This window comes from Leisingera sp. ANG-M1 (assembly GCF_000813745.1).
Classification (GTDB): Bacteria; Pseudomonadota; Alphaproteobacteria; order Rhodobacterales; family Rhodobacteraceae; genus Leisingera.
The window spans coordinates 172,875-188,741 of sequence record NZ_JWLC01000005.1; the positions used below are offsets into that span (position 1 = coordinate 172,875).

Sequence of the window (15,867 nt, forward strand, 5' to 3'; positions counted from 1 at the left end):
CCCTCTTTGCGGCCTGGGGTGCGGCTGGGCAGGCTTGCGGGCAATTGATTTAAGGCATCTGCAAGGCAGTGGACATGCTTAAGAAATACGGCCGGACATTCCACTTGCCGGGATCGCCGGGTGCCACCAGCGACGACAAGATCATGCGGGACATCTCTGCTTTGATGGCCGAGCCTGAAGTGGTGATCACCGAAAAGATGGATGGAGAGAACACCACCATTCATGCAGGCGGCTGCCATCCGCGCAGCCCGGATGCGCGTTATCACCCGTCCCGGGATTGGATGAAGGCGTTTGCAGCCGGAATATCCCCTGCTTTGACAGCGGGGGAGCGGATCGTGTGCGAATACCTCTATGCCCGCCATTCCATCGCCTATGCGGCGCTGCCTTCGTACTTTTTGGGCTTTGCCTGGATCCTGGACGGTGTGATCCAGCCTTGGGACCGCACCATTGAGAGGTTTGGCGAGCTTGGCATTACCAGCGTGCCGGTGCTGTACTACGGCAAGGCCTCGCGGCAGGTGATCGATCAGGCAATTGCCGGGCTGGACCTGGAAGCTCAGGAGGGTTTTGTGGCCCGGGCCGCCGGCGGCTTTGCCGAAGCGGAGATGAGCCGCCTGCTGGCAAAATACGTCCGGGCGGATCACGTGCAGACGGATATCCACTGGATGAACGCTGAAACCGTCAAAAACGGTCTTGCCTGATGGCGCCTGCTGCTTCTTTCTGGTCCTAAATACCTCCGGGGGTCTGGGGGCAGCGCCCCCAGCTATAGCCTCCGGTTTCAGGTCTGGGGCTTCACCACCCGGTTCACATGGCCCATCTTGCGGCCCGGCTTGGCCTCGGCCTTGCCGTAGAGGTGGATGGCGCAATCGGTTTCCCTGGCAAGCTCTGGGATGCGGTCGACGTCATCGCCAATCAGGTTTTCCATCACCACATCCGAATGGCGCTGGCCGTCGCCCAGCGGCCAGCCGGCAACCGCGCGTATGTGCTGCTCAAACTGGTCCACGGTGCAGCCGTTCTGGGTCCAATGGCCGGAGTTGTGCACCCGCGGGGCGATCTCATTGACGATCAGGCCTTCGGGCGTCACGAAGAGCTCAACCCCCAGGACGCCGACATAATCCAGCGCGTTCAGGATCTTGCCGGCCATCAGCACCGCATCCATGCGCTGGCCGGTGCTGAGGCGTGCGGGAATGGTGGTAGTGTGAAGAATGCCGTCGCGGTGGACGTTCTCGCCGGGGTCGAAGCAGGCGATCTCACCTGTCGTGCCGCGGGCGGCGATGACCGAGACTTCGTGGCTGAAATTGACGAAGCCTTCGAGGATCGAGGGCGCACCCGCCATGGCAGAAAGCGCTTCGCTTGCGTCTTCCGGTGCCTTGATGCGGGCCTGACCCTTGCCGTCATACCCGAAGCGGCGGGTTTTCAGGATCGACGGTGCGCCGATTTCGGTCAGGGCAGCATCGAGGCTGGCCTGATCGGTGATGTCGGCAAAAGGGGCTGTGTGCAGGCCGAGGTCCTGCAGGAAGGTCTTTTCCGTCAGCCGGTCCTGGCTGATCCGCAGCGCTTCGCGGCCCGGGCGGATCGGCTTTTGCGATTCCAGTAGGTCGAGCGCGGAGGTGGGGATGTTTTCAAACTCATAGGTGATCACATCGACCGAGGCTGCGAAGGCTGCCAGCGCCTCTGCGTCCTCGTAGCCTGCGGTGGTTACGCGGTCGGCGACATGGCCTGCGGGCGGGTTGGCGCCGGGCTCGAAGATATGGGTTTTGAAGCCGAGGCGGGAGGCTGCGACCGAGAGCATCCGGCCAAGCTGGCCGCCGCCGAGGATGCCGATGGTGGAACCGGGAGCAAGCACATCAGTCATCGGAGGGCTCCTCTGGGATCGAGGCGGAGAGCGCCTCGCGCCAGGCGTCGAGGCGTTCGGCCAGGGCGGCGTCCTGCAGCGCCAGGATGCCCGCGGCCATCAGGCCGGCGTTGGCGGCACCGGCGGAACCGATCGCCATGGTGGCCACCGGGAAGCCCTTGGGCATCTGCACGATGGAATAAAGCGAGTCGACGCCGGAGAGGGCGCGGGTCTGGACCGGCACGCCGACCACCGGCACGCGGGTCTTGGAGGCGACCATGCCGGGCAGGTGGGCGGCGCCGCCGGCGCCTGCGATGATCACCTGCAGGCCGCGGCCCGCCGCGGATTTGCCGTAGCTCCACAGCCGGTCCGGGGTGCGGTGGGCGGAGACGATCTTGGCCTCGTATTCAACGCCCAGTTCATCCAGGATGTTTGCGGCTTCCTTCATGGTGGGCCAGTCGGATTGGCTGCCCATGATGATGCCTACTTTGATGTCGGCCATGGCTGGTGGCTCCTGTCGCGGCTTGTGGAGCGCGCACTATAGGGAAATTGGGATTCGGCGCAATGCGGGCTGGGCGGGAATCCAGGCGGATAGGGCCCTATTTTGCGTGGTTTGGCGCTTTGCCGCAGCCTTTGGGGGGACCACGGGCAGGCGGAGCGCTCCCGCCCGCGCGGGATGCAGCACAGCTGCACCGCCTTGCCGTTGGGCGCGGCGCCGCGCTGGCGCGCGGCGGGGGGGCGTGCGGCGAAGCTTGCGCGCCGCCGCGGGCCGGGGCAGGGTGGCGCAGGGAAGAGGAGAGCCGGATGCTGGAACTGCGCCCGAATTGCGAGCTGTGCGACAAGGATCTGCCGCCGGATGCGGCGGATGCGCGGATCTGCAGCTATGAATGCACCTATTGCACAGACTGCGTGGAGACGGTGCTGCACAATGTCTGCCCCACCTGCGGCGGCGGTTTTGCACCGCGCCCCATCCGGCCGAAGCGGGCGTGGCGGGAAGAGCTGGAGCTGGGGCAGGGAAACCACCCGGCCAGCACGAAGCGGGGGCATTCGAAGTTCAGCCGCGAGGATATTGAAGCGCATGTGGCACGGCTCCGGCATTTGAAGCCGGAGGAACGGTGAGCGGAGCCGCCCGCCGGGCGGCTCCGTCGTCTTTCTGATCAGTTCCGCTGTTTCGGCAGGATCAGGTTCAGTACCAGGCCTGCGACGCCGGAGAGGCCGATGCCTGCAAGCGTGAAGCCTTCGCCGAATTGCAGCGTCAGCCCGCCCAGGCCTATGATCAGCACGGTGGAGATGATCACCATGTTGCGCGCTTCGGACAGGCTGTCGCCCAGTTTGGCCAGCACCGACAGGCCGACTACGGTGACCATGCCGAACAAGAGGATCATGATGCCGCCCATCACCGGCATCGGGATGGTGGAGAGCGCGCCGGACAGTTTGCCCACGAAGGACAGAGCAATCGCAAACAGCGCCGCCCAGGTCATGATCGCCGGGTTGAAGGCGCGGGTGAGGGTGACGGCGCCGGTCACTTCGGAGTAGGTGGTGTTGGGCGGGCCGCCCAAGAGGCCTGCAGCAGCAGTGGCGAGGCCGTCGCCCAGCATGGTGTTCTGGATGCCGGGTTTCTCCATGTAGTCGCGTTTGGTCACGTTGGAGATCGCCAGGATATCGCCGAAATGCTCAATCGCGGGGGCGATGGCGACCGGCAGGATGAACAGGATGGCGGCGAGATTGAACTCGGGCGCGACGAAGCCGGGCAGTTTGAACCAGGGGGCGTCAGCGACGGCAGCGGTGCTGACCAGGGTTTCACCGGTCACGGCACCGAGGATCAGGGCAGCGGCGTAGCCTGCGGCAACGCCTGCCAGGATCGGCACGATGCGCATGATGCCGCGGCCGAGGATCGCGGTCAGCATGGTGGTGCCGAGCGAAATGGCGGCCAGCAGCAGCGCGGTGTTGCGCGGCATGATCTGGGTGTCGCCTGCCAGGCCGGTCGCCATGTTGACCGCAACCGGCGCCAGCGACAGGCCGATCACCATGATCACCGGGCCGACTACTACGGGCGGCAGCAGCCGGTGCAGGAAGCCTGCGCCGAAGGCACGGATGGCAAAAGAGAGAGCCACATAGAGAAGGCCCGCGGCGGCCAAGCCGCCGGTGGTGGCAGCCATGCCCCAGGTCTGCACGCCGTAGATGATCGGTGCAATGAAGGCGAAGGAAGACGCCAGGAACACCGGCACCTGGCCGCGGGTCACGATCTGGAAGATCAGCGTGCCAAGGCCTGCAGTGAACAGGGCGACGCTCGGGTCCAGCCCGGTCAGCAGCGGCACCAGAACCAGCGCGCCAAAGGCGACAAACAGCATCTGGGCGCCCGCCAGCGCTTGTTTGGGGGAGAAGTTGTAGTCGGCGGCCTGCGCATCAGGCGCCGGGGTCTGTTCGCTCGCAGCGGTCATTCTTGGGCTCGTCTTGTTGTTCAGAAGCTTGTTCCGCAACGGCTTTTCCAGGCTGCTGCGGACTCAATCGCGCTGCTCCTAGACGGTTTCGCCGGATTTGACCATCCGGTAAGGACTGCGGCGCAGTAAGAAGCGGGCCTGTGTCGCAACACCCCTGGCTTAATGCCGGTTTTCTGCAAGTCTGCCGCAGCTCAATGCCGCCCTCTGGATGACGGCAGCGAACTCCGGAAAGCCCCCAATGAGCACTGACACCGATCCTCTCCTCCAGCCCTTGCAGATCCGCCACCTGACCCTGCGCAACCGGATCATGAGCACGGCGCACGCGCCCTCGTTCCAGGAAGGCGGCCATCCGCGCGACCGCTACAGGCTGTATCATGAGGAAAAGGCCAAGGGCGGCATTGCGCTGACGATGATCGGCGGTTCGACCAATATCGCGCCGGACAGCCCATCGGTTTTCGGGCAGTTGTATGCCGGCGATGACAGTATCATCCCGTGGTTCCGGGAATTGATGGCGGGTGTGCGCTCTCATGGCGCGGCGGTGATGTGCCAGATCACCCATATGGGGCGGCGCACCGCCTGGGACGATGGCCATTGGCTGCCGGTGCTGGGGCCGTCGGGGCGGCGCGAACGGGCGCACAGGGCTTTTCCCAAGGCGATGGAGATGGAGGATATCTCCCGCATCATCCAGGACTTTGCCAATGCAGCAGTGCGCTGCCGGGAAGGCGGATTTGATGGCATCGAGATCCTGTCTCACTCCCATCTCTTGGGGCAGTTCCTGTCGCCGCTGGTGAACACGCGGGAGGATGACTACGGCGGCTCGCTGGACAACCGGCTGCGGCTGACGCTGCAGGTGCTGGAGGCAGTGCGCGCGGCGGTGGGGCCGGATCTGATCCTGGGCATGCGGGTCACCGGTGATGAGCTGGCGGAAGGCGGCCTCAGCGCTAGGGAGTGCATTGAGGCCGCGCAGAAAATCGCCGCCACCGGTGCGGTTGATTTCCTGAATGTGCTGGCAGGGGCGCCTTATGACGACCTGGGGCTGGCCGACTGGGTGGCGCCGATGGGGATGCCTGCGGCACCGCATCTGAATGTGGCTGGTGCGATCCGCCAGGCCGTGGACCTGCCGGTGTTCCATGCCGGCGGGGTGGCGGATATTGCCACCGCCCGCCATGCCATCCGCGAAGGCCAGGCCGATATGATCGGCATGACAAGGGCGCATATGGCTGATCCATACCTGGTGCAGAAGCTGCAGCAGAGCGAAGAGGCGCGGATCCGGCCCTGCGTGGCGCTGGGCTATTGCGTCGACAGGGTCAACCAGGGCAAGCCGGCGGTTTGCGGCCACAATGCAGCCACCGGACGCGAGGCGGTGATGCCGCATGTGATTGCCCCGGCGCCTGAGCGCCGCAAGGTGGTGGTTGCGGGCGGCGGCCCGGCCGGACTGGAGGCCGCAAGGGTGGCGGCTGAGCGCGGTCATAACGTGGTGCTGTTTGAGGCCAGCGGGCGCTTGGGCGGCCAGGTTGGGCTCGCGGCCAAGGGCATGACCCGCCGCCAGATCTGGGGTGTTGCCGACTGGCTGATCTCTGAGGTGGAGCGGCTGGGCGTGGAGGTGCGGCTCAACACCTACGCCGAGGCGGAGGACGTGCTCGCCGAGGAGCCGGATGCGGTCATCGCGGCCACCGGCGGCTGGCCGGAGCCGCTGGACATTCCCGGCGGCCATCTGATCACCTCAAGCTGGGAGGTTCTGAGTGGCGAGGCGCGGGTTTCCGGTGAAGTACTGCAGCTGGACGAAGCTGGCGATCACGCGGCCCTGGTGTGCGCGGATGTGATGGCGCGTGCGGGCTGCAAGGTTACCCTGGCCACGCCGGACCGGATGGCGGGCCATGACCTGGGGCCGACCAATGCGGCGGTGGTACTGCGGGATCTGGCCCGGCAGGGCGTGGTGATGGAGAGCCTGCTCGAACCCGTCGCAGTGGCGGCAGACGGTGGCCGCAAGCGGATCACCCTGCGCCATGTGTTGACTGGAAAGCTGCAGGAGCGGCTGGCGGACCACGTGGTGTCGGAACACGGGATTGTTCCCGCCGAAGATCTCTATCACAGCCTGAAACCCCGCTCGCGCAACCTGGGCCAGCTGGATCACCAGGCGATGATCGCCGGCCGCAGCCCTTTTGCGCAGGTAAACCCCGGGGGCCGCTTCTGGCTGGCGCGTGCGGGCGACGCAGTCGCCGGGCGCAACATCCACGCAGCGCTTTATGATGCGCTGCGGGTCTGCAAGGATCTCTGACGCCGCCAGGACATGCAACCGCAGCGCGCCGCAGGCGCGCTGCCGGGCCCAACGCTTGTGCCGGGCAGCTCCGCTGCCTGGCCAGGGGGCGGGAGGACACCGCCTGCAGCCGTCATGGCTGCCCAAAGAAGGAGGCAACCTCTTCGATGATCTGCCTGTGTTTGGCCGCACGCTCCGCACCGCCGCCTGCGCAGATGATCTCATCGCCGGGTTCGGCTTCGGCCAGGAGGTCATAGCCGCCCGGCTTGCACTGGCCGAGGAAGTCGAAATGCGCCAGCGCCGGCGGTTCGATATAGCGGCTGCCCGCGGCGGGCAGGGCGGCTGCCAGGGCCCGGGACTCGCGGTCGAGCGTCAGGCCGGAGTTCATCACCGGCGCGCCGTAGATCAGCAGCGGGCGGCGGATCCTGCCCAGGCTTGCCGGGTCGAAGCTGACCGTTCCGCCCAGGTCGAACAGGGCAAAGGCCTTGATCCTCGGATCGGAGAGGTCGGCTTCCATCCTCCCGCGGTCCTCCGCTGTCTGCGCCACTTGCCAGCCCTCCAGGATGCCGCAGACCAGATCCCCAGGTTCAGCAGTGCAGAACCGCTCCAGCCCCGCCGCATCATAGCGCGCACCCGCCAGCAGCGCTGCGGTGAAGCCGCCCAGCGAATGCCCGGCCATGAAGATCCGCTCCGGGTCCGCCAGCCCGGCCGTCTCCGGCGCCGCCAGCGCAAAATCGATCACCCGGGAGATGTCCTGCGGCCGCCGCCACAGCTGGCGGCTCAGCTCCGCGTTGCGCGACCAGGTCGAGCTGCCCGGGTGGCTGATGGCGGCCACCGCAAAGCCGCGCCGGGCCAGGGCGGCGGCCAGCCAGCTCTGATTCAGCGCATTGCCGTAGATGCCGTGCGAAAGCACGACCAGCGGATGCGGCCCCGGAACAGGCGCGGCGTCCCGCGCCACCGGAACCGGTTCCCAGACCCGGCTGTCATGCATCGGGCTCAGCGTGCCGCCGGAGACCGCGGGGTACCAAAGGAAGCCCTCCAGCGGTTCAGCTCCGCCTTGTCCAGGGATCTCCAGGCTGCGCAGGCCAGGGGCATAGTCCTCGGCCTGGGCGTTGACGGCAGAGGCAATCAGGGCAGCGCCGCAGCAGGCCAGCGCTGCCAGCACGGGTTTCAGGAAAAACGGGGGTGTCATGTGCGTCTCCAAATAACTGCATCAGATCCCCGGACAGTGGGTGCGGTGATGAATTGCAGCAAGCCGCGGCACAGCCTATAGCTGTCCTGAAACCCGATGCAGGACAGGCTGACAGGGATCGAGGACAGATGGACAGCACTGCATTGCTCACCTTTCCGCTGCCGGTGATAACCGCCTGCTTCTGCGCTGTGCTGGCGGGGCTGGTCTGGCGGGCCGGGCTGGGCTGCATACGCGCAAACCTGATGTTTTCGGCCTTCTTTGCGCTTTGTGCCCTGTCCTCCTTCCTGGTTGGCTTACGGTTCGGCTATGGCGTCAGCAGCGTTGTGCAGCTGCAGCGGCTGGCGCCTCTCTATTTCGGGCCGCTCCTGTATCTCGGCTTTGCGGCACTCGCGGCGGAACCGCGGCTCTTTGCCCGCTCTGCGGCCCTGCATCTGGCAGCCCCTGTGGCAGTGCTTGCTCTGTTCTGGCTGCTTGCTGCCGGGTTTCACCGGCTGGATTGGCTGATCAGCGCCAGCTACCTTTTTTATGCCGCGGCGCTGCTGCGGCTGTGGCGCAAGGGGCCGGACGCACTGGCCCGGATCAGCCTGGACCGGGCTGCAGTGCTCAGCCGATGGCTGCTGCGGGCGGCCGGGCTGCAGCTGTTTGTGCTGCTGATGGACACCGCCATTGCTGCGGATTTTGCGATCTATGGCGGCGTGCATGTCCCGGCCCTGATCTCGGCGGGGACGGTGCCGCTGCTGGGGGCGCTGCTGGCCACGCTTATTGCCCTGCCGCTGATGTTTGCCCCGCCGCGCCCCGCGCCGGCTCCGGCCGGGGCGCCGGACACAGGGGCTGAACAGCTGGAAGCCCGGCTGCGCAGCCTGCTGTCCCGCGAGCAGCTCTATCTGGACCCGGAGCTGTCGCTGCAGCGGCTGGCGCGGCGGCTGCATGTTCCAGCGCGGGATCTGTCGGCGGCAGTGAACCGGACCCAGGCGCAGAACGTCTCGCAATATATCAACGGCTTCCGGCTGGAGCATGCGGCAGGGCTTCTGGCCGGCGGCAGCGACAGTGTCACTGCCATCGCCGCGCAATCGGGGTTTCTGTCGCGTTCGAATTTCTACCGCGAATTCCAGCGGGTTTACGGCCAGACACCGGCGGGCTTCCGCAAGTCGCAGCAGCCGGCGTAGCCGGTTGCAGGCGGGTCCTGCCGCGCTGGCGCGCGGTGCCTCCGGCGGGAGTATTTTTAACCAGAAAGAAGCCGCGGCCGGGCTTGGCCTGCGTTGCAGTCTGATCCAGGAACTGCGGCGGGATATGGGGAACGCTGCTTTCTGCAGCTTTCGCCGGGGCGGCTTTGGCGCCGGCGCACTGGTCACTGATAGAGGGCTTGCAGCACCGCAATGCGGCGCCGCGGCGCACAATGCCGTCAGGCGATAATATCCGGGGTGAGCCGGTCTTCGATCAAGGCGATCTTATCCTTGAGGATGAGCTTTTGCTTCTTCAGGCGGCGGATGGTCAGCTGGTCTGAGGTGGCGCGCTCTTCCAGCGCGCTGATCGCCTCGTCCAGATCACGGTGCTGCCTGCGGAAAACCTCCAGCTCAACTTTCAGGACCTCATCGGTCTTCATCGACACATCTGTGGGTGCATTCATGGGCGACTCTGTAAAGCTGATGAATGAAGTACCGCCGAAGATACTTCGTTAACCGCTTTTCCGCTAGACCTATAGGCACATGCTCTTGTGAATCCAAAAGGAACGACCCATATTCTTTTGGACGCGGCTGCCGGGACCGGGGCCGCACGCATCCGTCGCTTTGGCATAAAGGACGAACACACGTGTCGAAACTTACCTTGGGCTCCTACCCGCATATGCTGGGGTTCGAGCAGCTGGAACGCCTCCTGGAACGCTCGGCCAAATCGGGCAACGAAGGCTATCCGCCCTACAACATCGAACAGACTTCCGACTATTCCTACCGCATCACCCTGGCTGTGGCCGGCTTTGCCGAAGAGGACCTGGCAATCACCGTCGAGGACCGCCAGCTGGTGATCCGCGGCCGCCAGCGCGACGACAGCGAGGGGCGGGTGTTCCTGCACCGCGGCATCGCGGCGCGCCAGTTTCAGCGCATGTTCGTGCTGGCTGATGGCGTCGAAGTGGGCGAGGCGGTGATGGAGAACGGGCTTTTGCATGTGGATCTGACCCGCGCGCGGCCCGAAACCGTGGTCCAGACGATCAATATCAGAAAGGGGTAAGAGCAATGCATACACCGTTTGACTTCAAAGAAGGCGCCGACCGCACCGTCTATGTGAAACCGGTTGCGGTGGCTGATCTGCCCAAGGAGGTGCAGGACAGCGCCGGCGGCCATGAGCAGCTCTATGCGGTGCATGACGCCGAGGGCGGCCAGCTGGCGCTGGTGACGGACCGGCGCACAGCTTATGTGCTGGCACGGCAGAACGACCTGACACCGGTTGCGGTGCACTGAAGGGCGAAAATCATTTGCGCAGACAGCGGAAAACACTTGAATTTTCCGGCAGCAGGCTCCCAATTCGGGGGCCTGATTTGTTTTGAACACTGCTTTGAGGAGATGCTTGTGATGCTGCGAGGGTTCAGCCTGTTTTTCCAAGCACTGGGGTTTTCGCTTGGTTTTGTTTTGCTGGCGGCCCCGGCTGCTGCCGATGCATTTACTGCTTGTGTGCAGCGGCAACTGGCGGATCTGGGCTATGACCCGGGCCGCACCAACGGCACGCTGGTTCCGGCCACGCAACGCGCTTGGCAGAACTTGCGTGCCGCGCATCACGGAGTTTTCAAAGAGCACTTGGCAGAGCTGCCGCCTTTATCCCGAAAGACGGCGATGCATTGGTGCCGGGAGCTGCCGGCGCTGCAGCCTGGCCTGGGCAAGCATCTGCCTTCAGCGGCGCCGGTGCTGCTGCTGGCGGATGCGCCGAATGTCGAAAAGGGCGTCCAGCGCGCCTATGATCAGACCCGCCGGTTTATGGATAAGGAATACGGGATCGTTCTGGCCGGCAATATCGCGATTGCAGCGGCGGGCAGCACCCGGACTGTGCAAGGTTATGTGCGCCGCCTGCTGGCGGAGCTTACCCCTTTGAAATACAATCCGGATGCGTCAATCGCGGCCCATTGCGACACAACATTCGGTGTGGCCGGAGCAGCATACTTGCGGTTTATGTACATCTGCTGGGACAACCCGCACCAGGCGGACAAGGCCTGGCTCAAGCGTGCCAAGCACTGGCTGGGCAGCATGATGGCGCATGAATACATGCATCTGGTTCAGGCTGAGCTGAGCGGCGCCCGTGCCGAGGGCTGGAACAGCGGCGCAGTGCGCCGCCGTATGGGACCGCATTGGCTTGTCGAGGGCGGAGCAGAACTGGTTGCCGCCCGTTTTCGAAAGAAAGTGCTGCGGCACCGCTCACCCGGACTTGAGGAACTGAGAGAGGGGGCGCAGGGCTCCAGGAAGAGTTTGAAAGGGATGCGGGTGCACAAGGCCGTGGGCACCGAAGCAGACTATGACTTGGCCCATTACGCGGTGCATGTCCTGACCCGGATCAGCGGCGAGGACGCGTTGTTCGGATTCTGGCGCCGCCTTGGAACCGGTGAGAGCTGGGAGCAGGCATTCCAGCAGTCCTTTGGCCTCGATATGGCGGAGTTTGAGGCGCAGGTCACGGAGTTGCGCAAAACCCGCGGGGCGGCCAGGGCCTATATTGCAAAGATGCGGCGGAGGAGTTCGTGATGGCACAATTTGATTTCGACTGGGTGGATGCGTTCTCTGCCCGCGCCTTTGGCGGCAACGGCTGCGCCGTGGTGCATGGCGGGGCGCATCTGCCGGTGGAGGTTTGCACTGCTTACGTGCGGGAGACCTCGCTGGTGGAATGCACCTTTACCGGACCTTCGGATGCAGCGGATGTGAAAGTGCGCTATTTCCTGGCCAGCCGCGAGATCCCCTTTGCCGGCCACCCAACCATCGCCACGGTGGCAGCGATGCGGGATCGGGGTTTGATTGACGGTGACAGCCTGACTCTGGAGACCGGCGCCGGGATTGTTGCTGTGACGCTGGATGGCGGCATGATCGAAATGACCCAGGTGGCGCCGGAGTTCGGGCCCTTTGCCGATCCGGAGCTGGTCGCTGCGGCGGTCTCGCTGCCGGTGGAGGCGATTGTCGGCCGGCCGCAGCGGGTGTCTACCGGGCTGCCGTTCTGCGTAACGGTTCTGCGCGACCGTGCGGCGCTGGAGGCGGCGGAGCTGAACCTGGAGGCGCTGGAGCCGCTGGTCAGGTCGCTGGGGGCCGATGGCATTGACACGATGGAGCCATTCCTGGTGACCCTTGAGGGCGCAACCGCGGCTGGGGACACTTTCTCGCGTCTTTTGATGGCACCGCCAAGCCCGCCGGAGGATCCCTTTACCGGCTCCGCCACCGGCGCGATGGCGTCGTACCTGTGGCATCACGGGCTGATGGACAAAGCGGAATTTGTGGCCGAGCAGGGCCACGGCCTTGGCCGCCCCGGCCTGGCGCGGGTTGCCCGGGTGGGCCCGGCGGAGGCGATTGAGGGCGTACGGGTGGCCGGCGAGGGCTTTGTGCTGATGCGCGGCACGGTGGATTTGCCGGAAGCCGTCTAACGCCCTTGCTGCTTGAAAGTGCGGCGTCAACTTCGGCAAAGCGGGGCGGACCGGGCATTCGGCAGTTCATGCCAAGTGCCTGATCCGCCCCGCACGCGGTCACGTCGGCCGTCTTAACCGTAGGCAGATGTATCCCACAAAGCAGGCTGCATAAACGGTTCCACGGCCAGGGTTCTGCCGTTCAGGGGCCCCGCCGATCCTGCCTTCAGCTCAAGCATCATCCATGAGGCTGGAAGAGTCAGAAGATCCGGGTAGGGTGTCTGCTTGTCCGTCGGCGCAAACCCGTAGCGCGGGTAGAAGCCAGGCACGCCCAAGACGAACACTGCATCTGCTCCAATGGATTTGAGGTGCCCGATGCTGGTCTCCATCAGTTCTTTCCCGACACCTTGCCCCTGCAATCCGGGCAGTACGCCGCAGGGTGCCAGCAGGTAGCAGGCCGCGTCCGGATGGTTTTGAAAGGCAAACGGTGTGAACAGCACGTTGCCGGCGATAGTCCCGCCGCGCCGGACGCTGATGGAAATCGTATCCGGCAGGGCGAGGAGCTCTTTGGCAAGCCGGGCGATTTCGGGCCCTTCCGCGCTGCCGAAGGCCTGCAGGTGCACGTCCAGGATGGCTTTGGTTTCTGTCTGGTTCATTGCTCTTTCCTATCGTTGGTTCATTTGCGCGCGCACGGATTTGATCCCCAGTGCGGTGGCGCGGTACGGGGCGCCGTTCTTGGAACGGATGAAGCGCCGTTTAAGAAGGCGTTGGAACACGCCGAGAGTGCAGTCGGTCAGCACATGGCCATGGCGGGTGTAACAGGTGACGGCGCTGATCTTGCCGTTTTCCAGGCGCTCATGATGGATGGACCCGCCAAGCGCGAGTTCATGCAAAACACGCTGCTCGTGCTTTGAGATGTTCAATGGGATGTCTCGATTTTACGAAAGTACAGAAACAGGGCACTCAGCGTCGCGCGTGAGTGCTCCTATCAATGCTGGTGTTCCTGAATTTGCTTCGCCAGGAACGGGCGTTAGCCCCGGGACTCTTTCATAAAATCTCTATTGCGGGAGGCGGTGTGCCTCAGGCGCAGTGGCCATTTAGGCAATGATGGCGGAGGGGTCAACGGTTTGGCGGTGAAATGTCGTGGGTGATGCAGCCTTGCAGCCCTCTGCAGCAGGTGGCTGTTATGGGGGGTGGGTGCGCGGACCATTGTCCCTGTTAAATGGAAACGGCCCGCCAAAAGGCGAGCCGTTTAAATCTTTCAATGCGGTCCGGATCAGCCGGAGATCAGACCCATGCTTTCCAGCTTCAGCAGAACCTGGTGGGCGCAGTTGTCGACGTCGACGTTTTCGGTCTCAACCGACAGCTCGGGGTTCTGCGGCACGTCGTAGGGGTCGGAGATGCCGGTGAACTCTTTGATCTTGCCTTCTCGGGCCAGTTTGTAGAGGCCCTTGCGGTCGCGGCGCTCGCATTCCTCGATCGAGGTGGCAACGTGCACTTCGACAAAGGCGCCGAAGGCTTCGATGTCCTCGCGCACGGCGCGGCGGGTGGTGGCGTAAGGCGCGATCGGGGCACAGATGGCGATGCCGCCGTTCTTAGTGATCTCAGAGGCCACATAGCCGATGCGGCGGATGTTGAGGTCGCGGTGCTCTTTCGAGAAGCCCAGCTCGGAGCTGAGGTTCTTACGCACGATGTCGCCATCGAGCAGGGTCACCGGGCGGCCGCCCATTTCCATCAGCTTGACCATCAGCGCGTTGGCGATGGTGGATTTGCCGGAGCCGGAGAAGCCGGTGAAGAACACGGTGAAGCCCTGCTTGGAACGCGGCGGCTTGGTCTTGCGCAGCTCGGCCACCACTTCCGGGAAGGAGAACCATTCCGGGATTTCCAGGCCTTCCGCCAGGCGGCGGCGCAGCTCGGTGCCGGAGATGTTCAGGATGGTGACGTTGTCGCGGTCTGCGATTTCGTCGTTGGGCTCGTACTGGGCGCGCTCCTGCACATAGACCATGTGCTTGAAGTCGACCATTTTCAGGCCGATTTCTTCCTCATGGGCGCGGAACAGCTCCTGCGCATCGTAGGGGCCGTAGAAGTCTTCGCCCTGCGAGTTCTTGCCCGGGCCCGCGTGGTCGCGGCCGACGATGAAATGGGTGCAGCCGTGGTTCTTGCGGATGATGCCGTGCCAGACAGCTTCGCGCGGGCCGGCCATGCGCATCGCCAGGTTCAGCAGCGACATGGAGGTGGTGGCCGCCGGGTACTTGTCCAGAACTGCCTCGTAGCAGCGCACACGGGTGAAGTGGTCGACGTCGCCCGGTTTGGTCATGCCGACCACCGGATGGATCAGCAGGTTGGCTTCGGCTTCGCGCGCGGCGCGGAAGGTCAGCTCCTGGTGGGCGCGGTGCAGCGGGTTGCGGGTCTGGAACGCAACAACCTTGCGCCAGCCCAGCTTGCGGAAGTAGGCGCGCAGCTCGTTCGGGGTGTCGCGGCGGCCGCGGAAGTCATAGTGGATCGGCTGCTGGATGCCGGTGACCGGACCGCCCAGATAGACCTTGCCGGCCTGATTGTGCAGGTAGTTCACCGCCGGGTGGGCGTCGTCATCTGCGCCAAAGACCTTCTCGGCTTCGCGGGCTTTGTTCGGCACCCAGTTGTCGGAGACGGTCATGGTGGCGAGGATCACGCCTTCCTGGTCGCGCAGCGCGATGTCCTGGCCCGGCTCCAGCTTGGAGGCGAAGTCTTCGGAAACATCCAGGGTGATCGGCATCGGCCACAGGGTGCCGTCAGCCAGGCGCATGTTTTCAACGACACCGTTGTAGTCGGCCTCGGTCAGGAAGCCTTTCAGCGGGTTGAAGCCGCCGTTCATCAGCAGTTCCAGGTCGCAGATCTGGCGCGGGGTCAGGTCCCAGCTGGTCAGCTCGGCCGCTTCGACCTTCAGTTTCTGGGCGCTTTCGTAGGAGACGTAGAGCTCGGGAATAGGAGCCAGGTTGCTTTGCATCGGGTTATTCCTGTGTTTGAGAGGGGGCAGGCCGCTGGCGGTGCCGGTGAGTTCCGCATGCAAGGCGTTGTATTCGGCGAGCTTGCGGGCGAGGAATTGATCGGTGAGACGCACTTTTTCGGCCGCGCCCCGGGTGGTCAGCGAATAGGCAAACCGCTGCCGTTTGTCGGGGCCCGGGCGGTTGCTGATGGTGATCAGCCCCGCATCAGCGGCCAGGCGCAACTGTGTGTTCAGACGCCCCAGCGAAATCCCCAGCGCCGCGGCGGTGGTCCGCTGCGAAGCGTCCGGCTCGGTGTCGAGCTGGCGCAGGAGCCGGAAGAGCAGGTCTTCCTCCTCCGGGCTGAGGGGATTTGCGTCGGCGGGCACGGGTCACTGTCCTAAAGTGTGTTCACGGGTGAACGCTTTGCATGGATCGAACCGGAAGCAAAGCGCAAATTCAGTCAAATTGCTGATTTCTGCCTGCGTGGCCCAGCTGCAACGGGCGCAGGTGCGGCGTCAGCCTGTCCTCCCCGGGCGCGCCGTTTCGGGCTGATACACCGGTTGCAGAGACTGGGAGGGGCAGATGTTCCTGAGTGCGG

16 protein-coding genes are annotated in these 15,867 nt (G+C 64.6%); 8 read left to right on the plus strand and 8 right to left on the minus strand.

The features are described 5' to 3' along the window. Positions 1-74: 74 nt before the first annotated feature. Positions 75-698: an RNA ligase family protein gene (locus RA19_RS03090; protein ID WP_039159468.1), complete on the plus strand. Its 624-nt coding sequence runs from the start codon at positions 75-77 to the stop codon at positions 696-698. 77 nt (positions 699-775) lie between these two features. Here the strand turns inward: RA19_RS03090 and RA19_RS03095 are convergent, their stop codons facing one another. Next, positions 776-1,852 (minus strand): 5-(carboxyamino)imidazole ribonucleotide synthase, encoded by a 1,077-nt coding sequence (locus RA19_RS03095; RefSeq protein ID WP_039159470.1) that lies wholly within the window; start codon positions 1,850-1,852, stop codon positions 776-778. Continuing rightward, entirely contained in the window at positions 1,845-2,333 is a 489-nt protein-coding gene (gene purE, locus RA19_RS03100) for a 5-(carboxyamino)imidazole ribonucleotide mutase (RefSeq protein WP_039159472.1), read from the minus strand. Before purE ends, RA19_RS03095 begins: the two co-directional genes overlap by 8 nt. 302 nt (positions 2,334-2,635) lie before the next feature. On the opposite strand from purE, the gene RA19_RS03105 reads away from it, so the two are divergent. Then, positions 2,636-2,950 carry a DUF1272 domain-containing protein gene (locus tag RA19_RS03105; RefSeq protein WP_039159473.1) on the plus strand — a complete coding sequence of 105 codons (315 nt, stop codon included), beginning with the start codon at positions 2,636-2,638 and terminating at the stop codon, positions 2,948-2,950. Between the two features lie 38 nt (positions 2,951-2,988). Here RA19_RS03105 and RA19_RS03110 read toward each other — a convergent pair whose 3' ends face one another. Continuing rightward, positions 2,989-4,272: a uracil-xanthine permease family protein gene (locus RA19_RS03110; RefSeq protein WP_039159475.1), complete on the minus strand. Its 1,284-nt coding sequence runs from the start codon at positions 4,270-4,272 to the stop codon at positions 2,989-2,991. Positions 4,273-4,510: 238 nt separating this feature from the next. Here RA19_RS03110 and RA19_RS03115 point away from each other — a divergent pair, with 238 nt between their 5' ends. Then, complete coding sequence (locus tag RA19_RS03115) at positions 4,511-6,550, plus strand: NADH:flavin oxidoreductase (RefSeq protein ID WP_039159476.1); 2,040 nt, start codon at positions 4,511-4,513, stop codon at positions 6,548-6,550. 112 nt (positions 6,551-6,662) lie between these two features. Here RA19_RS03115 and RA19_RS03120 read toward each other — a convergent pair whose 3' ends face one another. Then, the gene (locus RA19_RS03120) at positions 6,663-7,721 is read right to left on the minus strand and encodes an alpha/beta hydrolase family protein (RefSeq protein WP_039159477.1); all 1,059 of its coding nucleotides are present in this window, start codon (positions 7,719-7,721) and stop codon (positions 6,663-6,665) included. A gap of 128 nt (positions 7,722-7,849) precedes the next feature. On the opposite strand from RA19_RS03120, the gene RA19_RS03125 reads away from it, so the two are divergent. Next, positions 7,850-8,887, plus strand: coding sequence for a helix-turn-helix domain-containing protein (locus tag RA19_RS03125; protein WP_052261623.1), 1,038 nt, complete (start codon positions 7,850-7,852; stop codon positions 8,885-8,887). A 236-nt stretch (positions 8,888-9,123) separates the two neighbouring features. On the opposite strand, the gene RA19_RS03130 is transcribed toward RA19_RS03125, so the two are convergent. Then, positions 9,124-9,348: a YdcH family protein gene (locus RA19_RS03130; RefSeq protein WP_039129125.1), complete on the minus strand. Its 225-nt coding sequence runs from the start codon at positions 9,346-9,348 to the stop codon at positions 9,124-9,126. 182 nt (positions 9,349-9,530) lie between these two features. On the opposite strand from RA19_RS03130, the gene RA19_RS03135 reads away from it, so the two are divergent. From RA19_RS03135 to RA19_RS03150, 4 genes are all read left to right on the plus strand, one after another. Further along, positions 9,531-9,944, plus strand: a complete 414-nt coding sequence (locus RA19_RS03135) for an Hsp20 family protein (protein ID WP_193748212.1) — start codon at positions 9,531-9,533, stop codon at positions 9,942-9,944. 5 nt (positions 9,945-9,949) lie between these two features. Then, positions 9,950-10,174 carry a DUF1150 family protein gene (locus tag RA19_RS03140; RefSeq protein WP_039159479.1) on the plus strand — a complete coding sequence of 75 codons (225 nt, stop codon included), beginning with the start codon at positions 9,950-9,952 and terminating at the stop codon, positions 10,172-10,174. A gap of 111 nt (positions 10,175-10,285) precedes the next feature. Further along, complete coding sequence (locus RA19_RS03145; protein WP_152615668.1) at positions 10,286-11,440, plus strand: hypothetical protein; 1,155 nt, start codon at positions 10,286-10,288, stop codon at positions 11,438-11,440. Next, complete coding sequence (locus tag RA19_RS03150; protein WP_039159483.1) at positions 11,440-12,324, plus strand: PhzF family phenazine biosynthesis protein; 885 nt, start codon at positions 11,440-11,442, stop codon at positions 12,322-12,324. The genes RA19_RS03145 and RA19_RS03150 overlap by 1 nt, the downstream gene beginning before the upstream one ends. Before the next feature lie 113 nt (positions 12,325-12,437). Here the strand turns inward: RA19_RS03150 and RA19_RS03155 are convergent, their stop codons facing one another. From RA19_RS03155 to RA19_RS03165, 3 genes are all read right to left on the minus strand, one after another. Next, positions 12,438-12,959: a GNAT family N-acetyltransferase gene (locus RA19_RS03155; protein ID WP_052261624.1), complete on the minus strand. Its 522-nt coding sequence runs from the start codon at positions 12,957-12,959 to the stop codon at positions 12,438-12,440. A 9-nt stretch (positions 12,960-12,968) separates the two neighbouring features. After that, the gene (locus RA19_RS03160) at positions 12,969-13,226 is read right to left on the minus strand and encodes a YjhX family toxin (RefSeq protein WP_039159485.1); all 258 of its coding nucleotides are present in this window, start codon (positions 13,224-13,226) and stop codon (positions 12,969-12,971) included. A 353-nt stretch (positions 13,227-13,579) separates the two neighbouring features. Continuing rightward, positions 13,580-15,655: a bifunctional sulfate adenylyltransferase/adenylylsulfate kinase gene (locus RA19_RS03165; protein ID WP_039159487.1), complete on the minus strand. Its 2,076-nt coding sequence runs from the start codon at positions 15,653-15,655 to the stop codon at positions 13,580-13,582. Positions 15,656-15,867 lie beyond the last annotated feature (212 nt).